The organism is Bosea sp. 124 (assembly GCF_003046175.1).
Classification (GTDB): Bacteria; Pseudomonadota; Alphaproteobacteria; order Rhizobiales; family Beijerinckiaceae; genus Allobosea.
In genome coordinates this window covers 2,373,181-2,390,648 of record NZ_PZZM01000001.1, presented here as the reverse complement: position 1 = coordinate 2,390,648, position 17,468 = coordinate 2,373,181, and the positions used below count along the sequence as shown (strand labels likewise).

Below are 17,468 nucleotides of genomic sequence, written 5' to 3'. Positions count from 1 at the left end.
CTTGTGGCGAGCATCCACGTCTTGAACACAGGTCTCGAAGAGCGAAGGCGTGGATGGCCGGGACAAGCCCGACCATAACGAAAACGGCTCGCCAAAAAGGCCGGGAGCCCCCGCGCCCTTACTCCATTCCCTCCAGCTCGATGATCATGCCCTCGATCATCGTCAGCCCGATCTGCCAGAAGGCCGGATCGCGCGCGTCGAGCCCGAACGGAGCCAGCAATTCGGCATGGTGTTTGGTGCCGCCGGCCGAAAGCAGAGCGAAATAGCGCTCCTGGAAGCCCTCGGCTGCATTCTGGTAGACGCCGTAAAGCGAATTCACCAGGCAGTCGCCGAAGGCATAGGCGTAGACATAGAAGGGCGAATGGATGAAGTGCGGGATGTAGCACCAGAACGGCTCGTAGCCGGGTCCGAGCCGAATCGCCGGCCCCAGGCTCTCCGCCTGCACGCTCATCCAGAGTTCGCACAGCGCCTCGGCGGTCAGCTCGCCGCCCTTGCGCGCCTCATGCACCTTGCGCTCGAACGAGTAGAACGCGATCTGCCGCACGACCGTATTGATCATGTCCTCGACCTTGGCCGCCAGCATCGCCTTGCGCTGTTTGCGGTCGGTCGTGCCATCGAGCAGGCGCCTGAAGGTCAGCATCTCGCCAAAGACGCTCGCGGTTTCGGCCAGCGTCAGCGGCGTCGGCGCCATCAGCGCGCCATTGGGTGCCGCCAGAACCTGGTGCACGCCATGGCCGAGTTCATGGGCGAGCGTCATCACGTCGCGCGGCTTGCCCTGATAATTGACCAGCACATAGGGGTGCGCGGAGGGCACGGTGGGATGCGCGAACGCGCCCGGCGCCTTGCCCGGACGGACAGGGGCGTCGATCCATTTCTCGTCGAAGAAGCGCCGGGCGATGCCGGCCATCTCCGGCGAGAAGGCGCCATAGGCGTCGAGGACGGTGTCGCGCGCCTCGGTCCACGGAATGGTGCGCTGCTCGACCTGCGGCAGCGGCGCGTTGCGGTCCCAGAAATCCAGCGCCTCGCGGCCGAACCATTTGGCCTTCAGCTTGTAATAGCGGTGCGACAGCCGCGGATAGGCCGCGCGCACGGCCGAAACCAGCGCGTCCACGACCTCGCGTTCGACCCGGTTGGCGAGGTGGCGCGAATCCGCGACATCCTCGAACTTGCGCCAGCGGTCGGAGATCTCCTTGTCCTTGGCGAGCGTGTTGGTGATCAGCGCGAAGATACGCAGATTGGCGCGGAAGACCTCGCTCAGCGCCTCGGCCGCGGCCTTGCGAACCGCGCCATCCGCGTCCTGCAGCTTGTTCAGCGTAAGTTCGAGCGTCAGCTCCTCGCCGTCCATCCTGAAGCGCAGCGAGGCGATAGTCTCGTCGAAGAGCCGGTTCCAGGCCGCATGCCCGGTCATCGACTTCTCGTGGAACAGCGCCTCGATGCGATCCTCGAGCTGATGCGGCTTGTCCTTGGCCAGATCCTCGAGCCAAGGCTTCCAGTGCGACAGAGGGTCCGTCGCCGCGATCCGCGCCAGCAGCGCCGGTTCGATGCGGTTGAGTTCGAGCTCGAAGAACAAGAGCTCCGTCACGGCCGCGTTCAGCCGGTCCTGCGTATCACCATAGAACTTGGCGCGCTGCGGATCGGTGGTGTCGCCGGCATAGATCAGCCCCGCATAGGCACCGATCCGGCCGAGCAGGTCGCTGAGCTTTTCGAAGGCCTGGACCGCCTCCGCCAGAACGCTGCCGGCATCCTCACGCTCGGCGAGCGTCACGAGCTTTCCGCGATAGAGCGCCGCGAAGCTCTGCGATTCGGCCATGGCCCGCTCGAGATCGGCCTTCAGGACCGGCGAATCCATCGACGGATAGAGATGGCTGAGATCCCATTCCGGCAAGGGGCCGAGCGCCTTGCCGGTGCTGGCCGCCGCTGTTGCGGCAGCGCTGACGCGCATCGTCCCGTCAAACGCAATCGTCATCTCTGGATCACTCCGCAAGCTCGGCCGGTCTCACCATTCATATGCGCGGGGCAGGCGGCGCGATCAACGCTGGCGTGAGCCTGACATCGTCGCACGGCGCCCCGCCGCGCTTAAGCAGCGCTTAACCGTTCTGACCGAGGATGCCCCAGAACGGAACAGCGATTCCGTCCCGATCGATTTTTCAGCTCCGCACTGCCCGCAAACCGAGGTGTCATGACCGCCACCGTTCTCGTCGTCGACGACGATCCCGTCCAGCGGCGCCTGCTCGACGCCATGCTCAAGCGCTTCGGCTACGACGTCGTCACGGCCGAAACCGGCCATGCCGCCCTCCTGCTGCTCGCCGGGCCGGACGGCGAGCGCTTCGACGCGATCGTCCTCGACCTCGTCATGCCGGAGCTTGACGGCATGGGCGTACTCGCCGCTCTGCGCGAACGCAGCATCGAGACGCCCGTCATCGTGCAGACGGCCAACGGCTCGATCGAGACCGTGGTCCAGGCGATGCGCGCCGGCGCGGTCGACTTCGTCGTCAAGCCGGTCGGGGCCGAGCGCCTGCAGATCTCGCTCAAGAACGCGCTCAAGCTCGGCGCGCTCGAGCATGAGCTGCGCCACATCAAGCGCCGCAACTCGGGCACGCTGGGCTTTCGCGACCTCGCCACCAAGAGCGACGACATGGCCCGCGTCGTGCGCCTCGCCGAGCGCGCCGCCAAGTCGAACATCCCGATTCTGGTCGAGGGCGAATCCGGCGTCGGCAAGGAGGTGCTGGCGCGCGCGATCCAGGGCTCCAGCGACCGCAAGGGCAAGCCGTTCGTCACGGTGAACTGCGGCGCGATTCCGCATAATCTCGTCGAATCGATCCTGTTCGGCCACGAGAAGGGCTCCTTCACCGGCGCGACCGAGCGCCATGTCGGCAAATTCGTCGAGGCCAGCGGCGGCACGCTCTTCCTCGACGAGGTCGGCGAACTGCCGCTCGATGCGCAGGTCAAGCTCCTGCGCGCCATCCAGGAGGGCGAGGTCGATCCGGTCGGCGGCAAGAAGTCGGTGCGCGTCGACATCCGCATCATCTCCGCCACCAACAAGAGCCTGCTCGACCAGGTCAAGGCGGGTGAGTTCCGCGAGGATCTGTACTACCGCCTCAACGTCTTCCCGATCACGCTGCCGCCGCTGCGCCAGCGCCGCGAGGACATTCCCGATCTCGCCCGCGGCTTCGTCGCCCGCTTTGCCGCCGAGGAGGGCAAGAAGCTGCGTGGCATCGCCGCCGAGGCGCTCTCCCTGATCGGCGGCTATGACTGGCCCGGCAATGTCCGCCAGCTCGAGAACGCCATGTTCCGCGCCGTGGTACTGGCCGACGGCGACGAACTCACCGTCGCCGAATTCCCGCAGATCGCCGCGCAGATGGACGGCTACGACGTCCGCATCCCGCCGGCGCCGGCTCCGCTCGGCCCTGCCGAATCGCGCAACGACACGCCGCGCATCATCCAGATGCCGGTACGCGACCCCAACGCGCTCGATCTCGTCGCCGGCTCGGACATGCGCACGCTCGACGAGCTCGAGCGCGAGATCATCAAATTCGCGCTGGCGCATTATCGCGGCCACATGTCCGAGATCTCGCGCAAGCTCGGCATCGGCCGCTCGACGCTCTACCGCAAGCTCAAGGATTACGGGCTGATCGAGGTTGATTCGAGCGTGGATGAAACCGACGCGGCCTGAGCCGCGACCAACCGAATGCAGCCGCCTGTTGCGCCGCCGCATCTTGTCGAAACAGACCGAGTCACGCAGGAATGGCGGCACTCGGCAGAATTCAGGGATAGCGACCATGCGTCGTCGCCAATGGGCGAATCTGGCTTGCGTCTCGGCTCTTGCCCTGTCGCTGGGATACGCAGCAGCCCTCGCCGAAAGTATGCCCGGAACCGATCCGACGCTGGGAATCCCGCTGCCGGAACAGCCCGCTCTCGTCATCCTCGATGATGAGAAGCCCGCCCCGGCACGGCCCGACGCGAGCGCGGAGGCTGCTCCCGACGCCGCGGATGACGCAAAATCCGAGACCGCCGGCCTGCCGGTGCCGGAAACCGAGCCTGGCATGGTGACGGGCACGGTCACGCCCTCCGCCCAGCCGCAGGGCATCCTCGTCGCGCCGGACTTGCCTTCCGTTCCGGCGGCGACGCCGGACCTGCCGGTGACGCTCGACATTCCCGAGATCGATCTGCCGCCCTCAGACCCCGCTTTGATCGCGCCCTTCAGGCTCCAGGCAGCGCCGGAGCCGCTGCGCTCGGCCGAGCCGCTGATCGCGCCGCCTGACCTGCCCAAGGTCGTGGTCGAGCTGCCACCCGCATCCGAATTCGCCGCCGACATCGCCGCCCGTGCCACGGAGGCTCTGGCGCTGCCGCGCCTCGGCGAGCGTGAACGCGCCGACATCGTCACCGCCTATGCGGCGAACGGCAACAAGCCGCTCTGGATCGACGGCAAGGGCTGGAGCGAGGCCGGCAAGCGCCTGACCGCGAGGCTCGGCCGCGCCGCCGAGGACGGACTGCGGCCGACGGACTATCCCCTGCCGGCCTTCGAGGCCAGCGACAAGGGCAGCCTTGCGGAAGCCGATGTCAGGCTCTCGGGCCTGGCCGTGCTCTATGCCCGCGATGCGCGCGGCGCCCGCGTCGATCCCCGCCGCCTGTCGAAGCTGCTGACGCCGACGCTCTATCTGCCCTCCGCCACCGAAGTCCTGTCCGAGCTGACGGGCGCCACCGATGCCGGCGCCGTGCTCGCCGCCTACAACCCGCCCCATGAGGGCTATCGCCGCCTCCAGGCCAAGCTCGCCGAACTGCGCGAGCATCTCGACGACACGCCGTTGGTGCGAATTCCCGCCGGCCCGGCGCTGAAGCTCGGCATGCGCGACGACCGTGTCCCGCTGGTGCGCGCCAGGCTCGGCCTTGGCCCCACCGAGGATCCGGTCTTCGACCGTTCGACCGCGACCGCCCTCGCCGCCTTCCAGAAGCAGGCTGGCCTGCCCGCCAACGGCGTCCTCGGCGCGCAGACGCTGGCCGCGCTCGGTACGCCCGCAACGGCACGCGGCGAGCAGGACATCATCGCCCAGATGGAGCGCTGGCGCTGGCTGCCGGCCGATCTCGGCAGCAGCCACATCATGGTTAACGTCCCGGAATTCCGGGTCCGCGTCGTCCGTCAGGGCCAGATTGTCCACGAGACCCGCGCCATCGTCGGCAAGCCCGAGACCGCGACGCCCATCTTCTCGCACAAGATGGACCACGTCATCGTCAACCCGTCCTGGTTCGTCCCGCCCTCGATCCTGAAGAAGGAATTCCTGCCGGGGCTGGCGGCCGATCCCGAATATGCGGCCAAGCGCGGTTATGTCGTGACCCGCACCCGCCATGGCATTTCGGTGCGCCAGCCGCCGGGCGAGCGCAATGCGCTCGGCTGGATCAAGTTCATGTTCCCGAACGACCATTCGGTCTATCTGCACGACACGCCCAATCGGCGGCTCTTCGCCAATGAGCGGCGCGCTTTCAGCCATGGCTGCGTGCGTGTCGACAATCCCTTCCTGCTGGCCGACCAGGTCCTCGGCCCGGAATGGACGCATGAGCGGCTGAAGCGGCTGATCGGCTCCGGCGAACGCCGCATCAACCTGCCGGCACCGCTGGCGATCCACCTCGTCTACAACACCCATGTCGTCGGCGCGGACGGAAAGCTCACCACCTTCGAGGACCTCTACGGCTTCCACCGCATGGTCCGGCAGGCGCTCGAACAGCAGGGTTGAGGCCCCGCCGGAGGGCATCGCCTTCTCGGCTGGCTGATATACGGGCACCATTTCGCCACGATCCGCAGCTAGCCAGCATGGCGCAGAAAAGCATGGCACGCTGATTGCTCGCTTGCTAACGAGTCGTTAACGCTTCTCCGCAACTGTTCGTTTACGTTCATCGCGCCGCTTCGGCCGGGGCATCGAGACGGGTCAGGCAGATTGGGCAGGTCAAACGCCACGCTTTCGGGACGCATCGCATCGCGTTCGAAGCCTGTTCTTCGTCGGGCGCTGGCGCTGGGCGTCGCGGCGGGTGCACTGCTGCTGGGCGTGCGTGGCACGCAGGATGCCATCGCCAACGGCGACACCCGCACGATCACGATCAGGCACATGCACACCAAGGAGGAGACGACCGTCACCTTTAAGCGCGACGGTCGCTATGTCTCCGAAGGCCTCGAGAAGCTGAACTGGGCGCTGCGCGACTGGCGTACCGACGAACCGATCCGGATGGATCCGCGCCTGTTCGATGTCGCCTGGGAGGTCCAGCGCACGGTCGGCTCCGAGCAGCCTTTCCATGTCGTCTCGGCCTATCGTTCGCCCGGCACCAATTCGATGCTGCGGCGCCGCTCCCGCGCCGTCGCCAAGCACAGCCAGCACATGCTCGGCAAGGCGATGGATTTCTATCTGCCCGATACCCCGACCGCCCGTATCCGCGAGGCCGGCATGCGGCTGCAGCGCGGCGGTGTCGGCTTTTACCCGGGCGCACACAACCCTTTCGTCCATCTCGACGCTGGCTCGGTCCGCTCCTGGCCGCGCATGACGCGCGATCAGCTCGTGCGCCTGTTCCCGGATGAGAAGACCGTCCATCTCCCGGCGGACGGACAGCCGCTCGGCGGCTACGAACTGGCCAAGGCCGAGATTCTTTCGGGCGGCGGCGCCGTCGCCGGCTATGCGGCGGCCGACCTCGACGAGGGTGCGGTGATCTCGTCCGGCCGCAAGAGCCTCTGGGCCGCCCTGTTCGGCGGCGACGAGGAAGAGGCCGACGCCCGCCCGACCCGTGGCCGCCGTGCCGCGCCGAAGCCGCAGCCCACCGTCATGGCCTATGCCAGCAGCGGCTATTCCGACGGAAACGCCTCCGATGGCGGCCGCTTCGCCGTAGCCTCCGTTGCGACCGCCCCCGCTTCGCGCTCTCTGGCACAGGAGCGCTCCGAGAGGCTGGCGCCGCGTGCACCGGAGCCGCCGGCGGCCCAGGCCGTCGCCCCGATCAATGCCGCAGCCGCGCCGCCTCCGCCGCCGCAGGAGAACCGGCCGTCCCTGGTCGATGCCCCGCTGCCGCTCGCCCGCCCCCGCGGCCTGACCCTGCCCCAGCAGCAAGGCGACGATGGCGCGGCGGTCCAGCTCGCAGCACTTCCCGCAACGGGCGGCGCACTCGCCTTCGCCCCGGCATCGGGCCCCGGCGCCGAGCAGAAGCTGATCCTCGCGGCGCTGCCGCCGCGCCGGCCCGGCGAGATCGCCCCCCTCGCCGAGACCATCGTCGCCGGGACGCCGACCCAGGCTCCGCTACCGCCGACGCGGCCGGTGACCCTCGCCAATTTCGCCCTCGCCGGCCAGTCGACTCCGCTGGGCCAACTGGCCCCGACCGGATTGCGCGGCTCCGAGGCCGTGGCCCTGCCGGAAGGCCGGCTCGTCACTGTGACCCATCCCCTGCCGCCGAGCCGCCCCGGCAGCGGCGGCGTGACGGTCGCAGCCTCGGCGCCTGCTCGCGCCGCCCCCACGCCGATCGTGGCGCAGTACGACGCCGATCGCTCCGGCCTCGATTCCCTGTTTGCGGCGGTGGCCCGCATGCCGGCCCCGGCCGGCCGCAGCGTCACGGTCGCGACCGCCCGCGCCCGGACGACCACTCCCGCCAGTGCACCGATCGCCGGCCCGAGCCCGGCCGCCGCCCTCGGCTTCAGCCATGCCGAGCCGAGCGACGCCCGCACCGGCTCGTTCAGCGGCCCGGCCGTCAGGGCCCTGCCGACGAACTTCGTCCAGAACTGAACGATCGTCCCACGCATTAACGGATTGCTGACCCCGTTCGCGCCACACTGCCGGCGATTCGCCAACAGTGAGAGTGACATGGGACAGGTTCTGCAGTTTCGACTGCCGCAAGTGCGGGAAGAGGCCCCGGCCGGCCTCGCGCTCGATCTGCTGTCGGCGGTGGATTTCGCCCTGCGCGATCTCGTCGACATCGGCAAGCACGTCTCGCTGGAGACGGTGCGCGAGCAGGCCGCTGCCTGCCACGCCATGCTGGACGCCGCCTATCGCGCCGAGCTGGAACACGGCTGAACGCGCAGTACGGCCTACCCGTCGCCTCGTCCTGTCCGGACCGAAGGCCGACACGGCCGCCGCATCCGAATCAGGCGGTCAACGGGTGCGATCGCACGATGATGGTGTGTACCCGGGGGACGTCCACCAAGCCCATCGACCTCGCTGATTCCAGCGGTCACGAAGGGCCTGGTGGAGCTGAGGGGAATCGAACCCCTGACCTCTGCAGTGCGATTGCAGCGCTCTCCCATCTGAGCTACAGCCCCGAGGCGCTGGCCTTCTAGGCCTTGCGTCGCGTGTCTGTCAATCGCCCGCGCCATGAGTTTCTCGGATGAGTTTCTCCGGGCGCGCGCGGACTAAGGCGCGGCTGTTCAACGACGATCAAGAGGAATGCCGATGCGTGCCGTTCTCGACGTGGTGATGCTCGCCTTGAACATCTACACATGGCTGCTGATCATCTCGGCGGTCCTGAGCTGGCTGATCGCCTTCAACGTCCTCAACACCCGCAACCAGTTCGTCGCGACGGTCTGGGACATGCTCTACCGGATCACCGAGCCGGTCCTGCGCCCGATCCGCAACATGCTGCCCAATCTCGGCGGCATCGACATCTCGCCGATCATCCTGCTGCTGGGCATCTTCTTCATCCAACGCGTGATCGTGCTCTATCTCTACCCCGCCGTCTTCTGAGGTGACGCAGCCCTGGACCGTCGCTGGCGACGGGCTGCGGCTGACGGTCAGGCTGACGCCGCGCGGCGGCCGCGACGCGATCGACGGCGTCGAGACTCTCGCCGATGGCCGGCCCGTCCTGAAAGCCAGGGTCCGTGTGGCACCGAGCGACGGCGAGGCCAATGCCGCGCTGCTCGCGCTTCTGGCGCGCGAGCTGGAGCTGCCGCGCTCGGCCGTGACGCTGGTCGCGGGGGCGACAGCCCGCCTCAAGACAGTGGCGCTGGCGGGCGAGGCGCAGCTCCTGCAATCACGTCTGCGGACAAGATTCGCGCCGGGTTGACCCGCTGCCGACGCCCCCGCAGTGCAGCACGCGCTTGACGAAACCGCGCGCCTCCTGTTCGAAGAAGCTATGGACACGCCAGCAGCCCCCTTTCCCGACCGGCTGACGGAAGGCTACCGCGCCTTTCTCGACGACCGTTTCGACCGCGAGAAGGACCGCTACGAGCAGCTCGCCGAAAGCGGCCAGACACCGAAGATCATGCTGATCGGCTGCTGCGATTCGCGCGTTTCGCCGGAGGTCATCTTCGATGCGCGGCCAGGCGAGATGTTCGTCGTCCGCAACGTCGCCAATCTGGTGCCGCCGTTCTCGCCCGACGACCAGCTTCACGGCACCTCGGCGGCGCTGGAATATGCCGTTCAGGCGCTCAGGGTCGAGCACATCGTCGTGCTCGGCCATGGCCGCTGCGGCGGCATCCGCGCCTTCGCCGACGATACGCAGGGCCCGCTCTCCTCGGGCGACTTCATCGGCAAATGGATCACGCTGATCGGCCCCGCCGCCGAGCGGACCGGCGGGCGCGGGCGCCACGAAACGCTGGACGGCTATGTCGAGCGCCTCGCCCTCTCCTCGATCCAGCAATCGCTGGCCAATCTGCGCAGCTTCCCCTGCGTGCAGATCCTCGAGGGCAAGGGCCGGCTGCACCTGCACGGCGCCTATTTCGCTGTCGCCACCGGCGTCCTGATGCTGCTCGACCCCGAGACCGGACAGTTCGTCCCGGCGATCGGCGAGCTCCCGCGCAAGGCGCAGCCGATCCGCTGCGACTAGCCTGCGACCGGGGCCTGGTCTCCGCCGGCCCGCGCTCACTGTTCCTGGCGGCTGGCTATCCGCAACGACGATAGCGCTTCGGGTCGAAGTCGAAGCCGCGCTGGCGCACGAAAGTCAGGACGTCGCCCTGAACGCGCACCGTGAAGGAAACCCGGATGGGGCGGCCTTCACCGCTGCAATCCGCCGTCAGCTCGTAGACGTCCCCCAGCTTCTTGGCCGAGCGAGTGCTGCAGGTCGTCTCGAAGGTCGAAAGGTCCAGCTCCTTCGGGCCGAGGCGAATCACGACCGCATCCCGGCCGCAACTCGGCGCGCCCCATCCTCCGATCCATTCGGACGCCGACACCGGACCGCCCAGGACGGTCACGGTGGTCAGGGCGAGCAGAACGCAGGAACCTCGTCGCAGAACCATGGTCTTCTACGACAGTTGACGTTCGATGATGGCAGCAGCGGGAAGCCCCTGTCATCTACTTCGGCTCGGCTTCCGTGGCGGCCCGACTTCCGCGCGACCGACAGGTGGCGATCGGCGCGTCATGCGGCGCACGAAGCGACCCTCGACCTGATCGTCGCCAGCAGCGCCTGCCCCGCCTCGATCGTCAGCGTGACATCCGCATCGGCCTCGATCCGCAACGCATGTCCGCCGGGCAGTGCGAAACGCTCCCCGCCGCAGCGGCCGCTGACGGCCTCGCCCGGCGCATAAAGGATGTGGATCGCGCCGGCCGTCAGGGCGATGCCCTCGCCCGGCGCCGCAACGACGAGGTCGATGGCGCAGAGCGCGCGGTCGGCGATCAGGTTGAGCACCTCGACCGGCCCGCTCTCCAGCCGGCTGACGAGCGGAAGGCCGCCATCGTAGCGGGCCGGCCGGAGGGGCAGGCGCAGGTCGATCTCGCCATCGGCCCCGTCGAGCACGAGGCCCGAACCGACGATCACCGCCTGCAGCCGCTCATAGCCGGTGAGATCCGAGAACGGCCCGGGCTGGACGATCGCCGTGCGGCCGAGTCGCCAGATCATGCCCTCCCAGCCGGCAGGGTCGGCGCCCGGGCGGGCGGCATCGGCAATGTCGAGGGTGACGCCGCCACCATTCTTCCAGGGCTTGCTGCGGAAGCTCGCAGGCGGGAGCGGGCTCAGTGTCGGCTTGGTCATGGCTTGCTCTCAGGCATCGTCCGCCAGCGGATGCAGGTCTCGCACCATGCTCTTGAGGCGGTCGTCGAGGACATGGGTGTAGATCTGGGTCGTCGCAATGTCGGCATGGCCGAGCAGCTCCTGAACGACTCGCAGGTCGGCGCCGTTCTGGAGCAGGTGGCTGGCGAAGGCGTGGCGCAGCACATGCGGGCTGAGCGCCGCGGCGTGCAGACCGGCCGCGCCGGCCAGCACCTTGAGATCGCGTCCGAAGGCCTGGCGGGTGAGATGGCCGCTCTCGCCTTCCGCAGGAAACAGCCAGCGGCTCTCCGCCGCGCCGCTCTCGCGCAGCGCGCCGAGCCAACTCCGGCCGGCCTCGCGCGCTGGCTCGTTCAGCGGCACGAGCCGATCCTTGTCGCCCTTGCCGCGGACGACCAGGAAGCGCTCGCGCGTGGTCGCGGCCGAAAGCGGCAGCGCGATCAGTTCCGAGACGCGCAGACCCGTGGCGTAGAGCATCTCGATCAGGCAGCGCATCCTGAGCGCGCGCAGCCGCGCCGCCGCCGTCGCCCCCTCCTGCCCGCAGGCGCGCCTCGCCGTTTCGATCAGCCGGTCGACATCGGCGACGGAGATCACCTTGGGTAGCGGCCGCCCCTGGCGCGGTCCCTCGATCGCGGCCGAGGGATCGCCCGGTGAAAAGCCCTCGGTGTAGAGGAAGCGGTGGAACTGGCGCACGGCCGAAAGCCGGCGCGCCGCCGAGGAGGCCTTCAGCCCGCGCGCGGAAATATCGGCGAGCCAGGCGCGGATATCGTCGGCCTCGACCGCATCGAGCGCGCGCCCGCCGAGGAATTCCAGATAATCGTCGACGTCGCGCTGATAGGCCTCGAGCGTGTTGCGGGCGGCGCCGCGTTCGGCTGCGAGCATGTCGAGAAAGCCGTTCAGCCGTGCCCGCGCGATCCGGCTCATTTCGGCTGCAGCTTCGAGGGTGGTACGATCTCGACCATCTCGCGCGGCACCGGCTGGACAAAAGTGACGAGCGCGACCATGCCGCCGAAGACGAGCCCCCCGAGCAGGGCGAGGAACGCGACGAATCTGAACAGCGTCGGCACGGCGAGGCTCATCCTTGAGGACATCCGCAGATGCGATGCCGGAGCGCGACATCTTTCGGGAGATGGCGGGCACGGGCAAGGGCGGCAAGGCCACAAGCCGGCCAAAATCTGCACGGCGCGGGCATGACGCCGCATCATCGCTCATGCTAAACGGGCGCTGAGGACAACGCCGCAATGACGATCGTCGAAACGCTCGACCTGCCTGATAGTTCGGAATCCCGCGTGGATCGCGATGAGTTGCGCGCCACGATCGGGGAGCGCGCTGTCGTACTGGTCGGCATGATGGGCTCCGGCAAGAGTTCGGTCGGCCGGCGGCTGGCGACGCGGCTCGGCCTGCCCTTCGTCGATGCCGATACCGAGATCGAGACGGCCGCCGGCATGACGATCCCCGAGATTTTCGCCCAGCGCGGCGAATCCGAGTTCCGCAATGGCGAACGCCGCGTCATCAGCCGCATCCTGACGACGCGTGCACCGCTCGTACTGGCGACGGGAGGCGGCGCCTTCATGAATGCCGAGACGCGCGCGCGCATCGCCGATCTCGGCATCTCGATCTGGCTCAAGGCCGACCCCGAGGTGCTGATGCGGCGCGTCCGCAAGAACGCGAAACGGCCGCTGCTCCAGACCGCGAACCCCGAGGAGACGCTGCGCCGGATGCTGACGGAGCGCGAACCGGTCTATGCGCTCGCCGATCTGACGCTGGTCTCGCGCGACGAGCCCCATGACGTGGTCGTCACCGCTGCGATCGCGGCGCTGGACGAGTATCTGCGCGCGAACCCCGACCGAAAGCAGACGCCATGACCATCCCGGCCAACGAAGCCGCAGGCGCCCGGATCGTGGTTCCGGTCGCGCTGGAGGGGCGCGCCTACGACATCCATATCGGCCGCCACCAGCTCTGCGAGGCCGCCGCCCTGATCGCCGGGCTGGCGCCGGGCGCCAAGGTCGCGCTCGTCACCGACGAGAGCGTCGCAGCCCTGCACGCGCCGGCCTTCGAGGCCTGCCTGCAGCAGGAGGGCATCGCCGCGACGCGCATCACCGTGCCGCCGGGCGAGGCGACCAAATCCTATGCCCAGTTCATCGCGCTCTGCGACGCGCTGCTGGCAGCGAAAATCGAACGCGACGACCTCGTGATTGCGCTTGGCGGCGGCGTGGTCGGGGACCTGACGGGCTTTGCGGCAGCCGTGCTGCGCCGGGGCGTGCGCTTCGTGCAGATGCCGACGACCTTGCTGGCGCAGGTCGATTCCTCCGTCGGCGGCAAGACCGGCATCAACTCGAGTCATGGCAAGAACCTGATCGGCGCCTTCCACCAGCCGGCGCTGGTCATTGCCGACACCGCCCTCCTCGACACGCTGAGCGAGCGCGAGTTCAAGGCGGGCTATGCCGAGGTCGTGAAATACGGGCTGATCGACGACCCCGCCTTCTTCGACTGGTGCGAGGTCAACTGGAACCGGATCATCGCGGGCGGCCCCGAGCGCGACCATGCGGTCGCCGTCGCCTGCAAGGCCAAGGCAGCCATCGTCGCCCGCGACGAGCGCGAGGAGGGCGACCGCGCCTTGCTCAACCTCGGCCACACCTTTGCCCACGCGCTCGAACGCCTGACGAAATACGACTCCGCCCGGCTCGTCCATGGCGAGGCGGTCGCGATCGGGCTTGCGCTCGCCTTCCGCTTCTCGCAGCGCATGGGGCTCTGCTCCGGGCAGGATGCCGTGCGCGTCTCGCGCCATCTCGATGCGGTCGGCCTGCCGAGCACGCTGCAGCAGGTGCCGGGCGGCACCGGCAGCGCGGAGGAGATCGTCGCCGCGATGGGGCAGGACAAGAAGGTCCGGCGCGGCGTGCTGACCTTCATCCTGGCGCGCGGCATCGGCCGGAGCTTCATCGCCCATGGCGTCGCAGCCGAAGAGGTTCAGGCCTTCATCGAGAGCGAGCTGGCGGCCAACGGGCAGGCTCACTGACGGGAGCGGACGATCCGGCCCCGGCCACCGCCGCTCATTGCAGCAGCTGGGCGCCGACGAACGAGCTCTTGCTCCGATAAGCTCTTGCCCCGATAGCGGATTTGGACGCGCCCGCCCCGGCATCCTCGTCGACGACCACGGCCCCTCTCGACGTCGGCGACATGGCGCCTCCCCGCGCTAGGGGCTGAACACCAGTACCACGAAGACGAAGAACACGCTCAGATGCACCGCGCCCTCCAGCATCGTCGTGCGCGTGCCGGTGAAGGTCAGCGTGCTCAAGAGCAGCGTCATTGCCAGGATGATCATGTTGGCGCCCGACAGGCCGAGCACGATCTCCTGTCCCGTGAGCAGCCCGATCCCGAGGACGGCCGGCACCGTCAGCCCCAGCGTAGAGGCCGCCGCACCCAGGCAGAGATTGATCGCGCGCTGGAGCTGGTTCGCCGAGATCGCCCGCAGCGCCGCGATGCATTCCGGCGTGAACACCACCATCGCGATCAGGATACCGCCGAGCGCGACCGGCGCGCCGAGCTTGATGATGCCGAAATCCAGCACGGCCGCGAGGCTTTTTGCGAGGATGACGATCGGCAGGATGTTGGCGAGCAGCAGCATGACATGCGTCGCGGTGGCGCCGCCCGGATCGTCATGGCCGTGTTCGTCCTCCCCGGCCTCGTCGACCTGCGTGGCGGTCCGGGGCAGCGGCGCCTGTTCACGGGTCGGTTCCTGGAAGAAGGAACGGTGCCGCCCGGTCTGGAGCACGAGGAAGGCGCCGTAGAGAGCGATGGTGAACAGCGAGAAGCTGACCGACTGGAGGGTGGTCAGCGTGCCGTTGGCCGTCGAGGTGGTGAAATTCGGCAGGACCAGCGGGATCACCGTCAGCGGGATGATGACGGCGAGATAGGACGACGCGCCCTTGAGATTGTAGCTCTGCGCGAAATGGCGCCTTCCGCCGACGAGCAGCCCGATGCCGACGACGCCGTTGAGCACGATCATCAGCACTGCGAACATGGTGTCGCGCCCCAGCGTCGGCGCGCCCTTGGCTCCGAGCATCACCGCCGAGATCAGCGCCACCTCGATGATCACGATCGAGAGCGTCAGGATCAGCGTGCCGAAGGGCTCGCCGAGCCGCCCGGCCAGGATCTCGGCCTCATGCACCACACCGAACGCCGCCCAGATGATGATGCCCAGCAGCCACAGGAAGACCACCGCCGACATCAGCGGCGCGCCGAGCTGGCCGAGCAGGCCATCTCCGAACAGCAGGAAGGCTGCAACGGTCGCCCAGGCGCAGGCGAGGCGGAGGATCATGGTGTTCAAGGGGCCGTCCCGAAATGATGTGGATTAAAAAGGGCATGCAAAAACAGGCCGCCCGGGCAGCCTATCAGGAAAGAACGCAGCGGGATGGATTTCGTTCGCAGCCGATGGCGTGAAACGTCATTCCGGACGCAGCGAAGCGGAGATCCGGAATCCATCGGAGGCTATCGCACTATGATGGATTCCGGATCGGCGGGGCTGCGCCACTTGTCCGGAATGGCGAAGTTGTGGAGGCCTCAGGGCTTGCGATAGGCGTCGAGCACGGCCGCGCCCTCAGGCCCCGCCTTCTGGCGCCAGTCGTCCACAACGCCCTTTCCGGCATCGGCCAGCGCCTTGGCGACAGCAGATGGCACATCGGTCAGGATCGCGACCTTGTTGGTGCGCATCCGGGCGTAGTTCTCGTCGAGCCTCGTGCGGATCGCAGTCCATTGCCGCTGCTCGGTCGCTGCAGCCGCGTCGTCCACGATCTTGCGCAGATCGGCGGGGAGCGCCTCATAGGCCGCGAGATTGACCGTCGCGATCGAGATCGGCAGTGCGTAATTGACCTCGGTGAAGTTCGGCAGGAAATCCCAGAGATTGCGCCCGGCCCCGCCATCACCCGAGGACAGGACAGCGGTGACGCTGCCATCCTTCACCTTCGGCATGGCATCGGCGAAGGAGAGGTTGCTCGCCTTGGCACCGGCCGCATTCATCACCGCCGTCGAGGTCGCGTCATAGGTGCGGATGGCCAAGCCGGAGAGCGCGGTAGGCGCGCTCAGCGGCTCCTTCGACCAGATGCCCGAGGCCGGCCAGGGCGTGGTGTAGAGGATCTTCTGGCCGAAGGAGGCGAGCTTCTTGTCATAGGCCGGGCGGGCCAGATCGGTGAGCTTGCGCGCATCCGAAATCGAGGTCGCCAGGAACGGCAGCGAGGACAGCCCGAACAGCGGATCGACTGCGCCAAGCGCGCCCGCAAAGGCGTCGCCCGCTGCGACCTCGTTTTTCTGCACCGCTCCGATCATCGCCGCCGATTTGATGCCACGCGCGGCATCGAAACTCGGCTTGATCGTCAGCCGCCCACCGGACGTCTCGTTCACGATGCCGGCGAAGGTCGCGACGCCTTCGCCCGGGATCGCGCTGGCCGGATACTCGGTCGGCATTTCCCAGACCGTCTGGGCGCCGGCCGGCGCAGCAAGTGACAGCGAGACCGCCGAGAGCAGGAGGCCTGCGATGAACGAGCGCATGATCTTGTCCTTCCGTGATGGCGGGTTCGGCGACCAGGCCGACGGTACCGCTCCGCTCGGAAGACCATGCAAGATCGGGGCGAAGAGTACAGTGGGAACGGTGTTCAGTGGGCGATGCTGCGCTCGCCCCTGGCAAAGGGACTGAGGCCGAGCCAGCGGTCCATCGAACGGGCGATGACACTGTCCCCGGTGAGCTGGATATGGCCGGAATCGACCTCGGCGCTCAGCTTGGCGAGGCCCATCCAGACCGCGGTCATCGCGCGCAGCGAGCAGCGGATGTAGAGATCGATCTCGAAGCCGGGATTGGTATGGCAGAGATCGACCTTCTCGCCATCGATCACGAGCCACCACGATCGCCGGTCGGGGCTCAGCTCGGGGTAGATGAAGTTGATGGTGCAGCGCCTTTGCGGCAGGGGCACCGGGTCGAGGCCGCGCCGCATGTCCCACATCAGCAGCGAGGGATCGAGGTTCTTCAGCGACATCGACGATTCGACCCAGCGTTGCCCCCAGAAACCCAGCGACATGACCACGCCGCGCAAATCCTCCCCGGCCTGCGTCAGCCGGTAGTTCATCACGCCGGATTGCGCGGTTGGCGTCGCCATGATCACCCCCGCCTCCTCCAGCTCGCGCAGGCGCTTGGACAGCAGCGATGGCGACATCCGCGGCACGCCGCGACGCAGATCGTTGAAGCGCGTGGTGCCGCACAGGAACTCGCGCAGGATGAGGGCGGTCCACCGTGTGCAGACGATTTCGGCAGCCATCGAAACCGGACAGAACTGCCCATAGCTTCCACGATCGGATTTTGCGGGCACGTCGATTCTCCGGAAGCGGTTGCGCATGCAGGAGACCAGGGAACATCGCAGGTTAGCACGAGACCATGACGCAGCGGAAATCGAGCATGCCGGGCCGGTACAGTTCCTGAACTGGATCGCCGCAAAGCACCTGCCTAGGCTTGGCTCATCTGCAATCTCTGGAAGGGAGGCCAC

The 17,468-nt window shown here is 67.9% G+C and carries 17 protein-coding genes and 1 tRNA gene; 9 read left to right on the top strand and 9 right to left on the bottom strand.

The genetic code is table 11. The features are described from left to right. Positions 1–118 precede the first annotated feature (118 nt). Entirely contained in the window at positions 119–1,942 is a 1,824-nt protein-coding gene (locus C8D03_RS11250; RefSeq protein ID WP_248308678.1) for a M3 family oligoendopeptidase, read from the bottom strand. Positions 1,943–2,179: 237 nt separating this feature from the next. Between C8D03_RS11250 and C8D03_RS11245 the strand changes: the two genes are divergently transcribed. The 4 genes from C8D03_RS11245 (at position 2,180) to C8D03_RS11230 (ending at position 8,036) form a co-directional block, all read left to right on the top strand. Continuing rightward, positions 2,180–3,673 (top strand): sigma-54-dependent transcriptional regulator, encoded by a 1,494-nt coding sequence (locus tag C8D03_RS11245; RefSeq protein ID WP_108046335.1) that lies wholly within the window; start codon positions 2,180–2,182, stop codon positions 3,671–3,673. 106 nt (positions 3,674–3,779) lie between these two features. Next, positions 3,780–5,729, top strand: coding sequence for a L,D-transpeptidase scaffold domain-containing protein (locus tag C8D03_RS11240; protein WP_181300889.1), 1,950 nt, complete (start codon positions 3,780–3,782; stop codon positions 5,727–5,729). A gap of 201 nt (positions 5,730–5,930) precedes the next feature. After that, positions 5,931–7,748 (top strand): peptidoglycan L,D-endopeptidase MepK, encoded by a 1,818-nt coding sequence (locus tag C8D03_RS11235; protein ID WP_248308431.1) that lies wholly within the window; start codon positions 5,931–5,933, stop codon positions 7,746–7,748. A 78-nt stretch (positions 7,749–7,826) separates the two neighbouring features. Next, positions 7,827–8,036: a hypothetical protein gene (locus C8D03_RS11230; protein ID WP_108046333.1), complete on the top strand. Its 210-nt coding sequence runs from the start codon at positions 7,827–7,829 to the stop codon at positions 8,034–8,036. A 169-nt stretch (positions 8,037–8,205) separates the two neighbouring features. Here the strand turns inward: C8D03_RS11230 and C8D03_RS11225 are convergent. Beyond that, positions 8,206–8,281 (bottom strand) — tRNA-Ala (locus C8D03_RS11225). A 130-nt stretch (positions 8,282–8,411) separates the two neighbouring features. Here C8D03_RS11225 and C8D03_RS11220 point away from each other — a divergent pair. The 3 genes from C8D03_RS11220 (at position 8,412) to C8D03_RS11210 (ending at position 9,783) form a co-directional block, all read left to right on the top strand. Further along, complete coding sequence (locus C8D03_RS11220) at positions 8,412–8,702, top strand: YggT family protein (protein ID WP_108051519.1); 291 nt, start codon at positions 8,412–8,414, stop codon at positions 8,700–8,702. Position 8,703: 1 nt separating this feature from the next. Continuing rightward, positions 8,704–9,021, top strand: coding sequence for a DUF167 family protein (locus C8D03_RS11215; protein WP_108046332.1), 318 nt, complete (start codon positions 8,704–8,706; stop codon positions 9,019–9,021). 69 nt (positions 9,022–9,090) lie between these two features. Next, a complete protein-coding gene (locus tag C8D03_RS11210) occupies positions 9,091–9,783 on the top strand; it encodes a carbonic anhydrase (RefSeq protein WP_108051517.1) in 693 nt (230 codons plus the stop codon). Between the two features lie 55 nt (positions 9,784–9,838). On the opposite strand, the gene C8D03_RS11205 is transcribed toward C8D03_RS11210, so the two are convergent. The 4 genes from C8D03_RS11205 to C8D03_RS11190 form a co-directional block, all read right to left on the bottom strand. Beyond that, a complete protein-coding gene (locus C8D03_RS11205) occupies positions 9,839–10,147 on the bottom strand; it encodes a hypothetical protein (RefSeq protein WP_146170150.1) in 309 nt (102 codons plus the stop codon). A gap of 164 nt (positions 10,148–10,311) precedes the next feature. Continuing rightward, positions 10,312–10,923: a HutD/Ves family protein gene (locus tag C8D03_RS11200; protein WP_108046330.1), complete on the bottom strand. Its 612-nt coding sequence runs from the start codon at positions 10,921–10,923 to the stop codon at positions 10,312–10,314. 9 nt (positions 10,924–10,932) lie between these two features. Next, complete coding sequence (locus C8D03_RS11195; RefSeq protein WP_108046329.1) at positions 10,933–11,862, bottom strand: site-specific tyrosine recombinase XerD; 930 nt, start codon at positions 11,860–11,862, stop codon at positions 10,933–10,935. Then, on the bottom strand, positions 11,859–12,017 hold the full coding sequence (locus tag C8D03_RS11190; protein WP_465246439.1) for a histidine kinase: 159 nt from the start codon (positions 12,015–12,017) through the stop codon (positions 11,859–11,861). The genes C8D03_RS11195 and C8D03_RS11190 overlap by 4 nt, the downstream gene beginning before the upstream one ends. 162 nt (positions 12,018–12,179) lie before the next feature. Between C8D03_RS11190 and C8D03_RS11185 the strand changes: the two genes are divergently transcribed. Continuing rightward, complete coding sequence (locus C8D03_RS11185; protein WP_181300887.1) at positions 12,180–12,803, top strand: shikimate kinase; 624 nt, start codon at positions 12,180–12,182, stop codon at positions 12,801–12,803. Then, complete coding sequence (gene aroB / locus C8D03_RS11180) at positions 12,800–13,954, top strand: 3-dehydroquinate synthase (protein WP_108046328.1); 1,155 nt, start codon at positions 12,800–12,802, stop codon at positions 13,952–13,954. Before C8D03_RS11185 ends, aroB begins: the two co-directional genes overlap by 4 nt. Positions 13,955–14,131: 177 nt before the next feature. Here the strand turns inward: aroB and C8D03_RS11175 are convergent, their stop codons facing one another. From C8D03_RS11175 to C8D03_RS11165, 3 genes are all read right to left on the bottom strand, one after another. Then, positions 14,132–15,256, bottom strand: a complete 1,125-nt coding sequence (locus C8D03_RS11175; RefSeq protein ID WP_108051511.1) for a calcium:cation antiporter — start codon at positions 15,254–15,256, stop codon at positions 14,132–14,134. 242 nt (positions 15,257–15,498) lie between these two features. After that, positions 15,499–16,482, bottom strand: coding sequence for a TRAP transporter substrate-binding protein (locus C8D03_RS11170; RefSeq protein WP_108046327.1), 984 nt, complete (start codon positions 16,480–16,482; stop codon positions 15,499–15,501). A gap of 104 nt (positions 16,483–16,586) precedes the next feature. After that, positions 16,587–17,243, bottom strand: coding sequence for a winged helix-turn-helix transcriptional regulator (locus C8D03_RS11165; protein ID WP_108046326.1), 657 nt, complete (start codon positions 17,241–17,243; stop codon positions 16,587–16,589). Between the last annotated feature and the right edge of the window lie 225 nt (positions 17,244–17,468).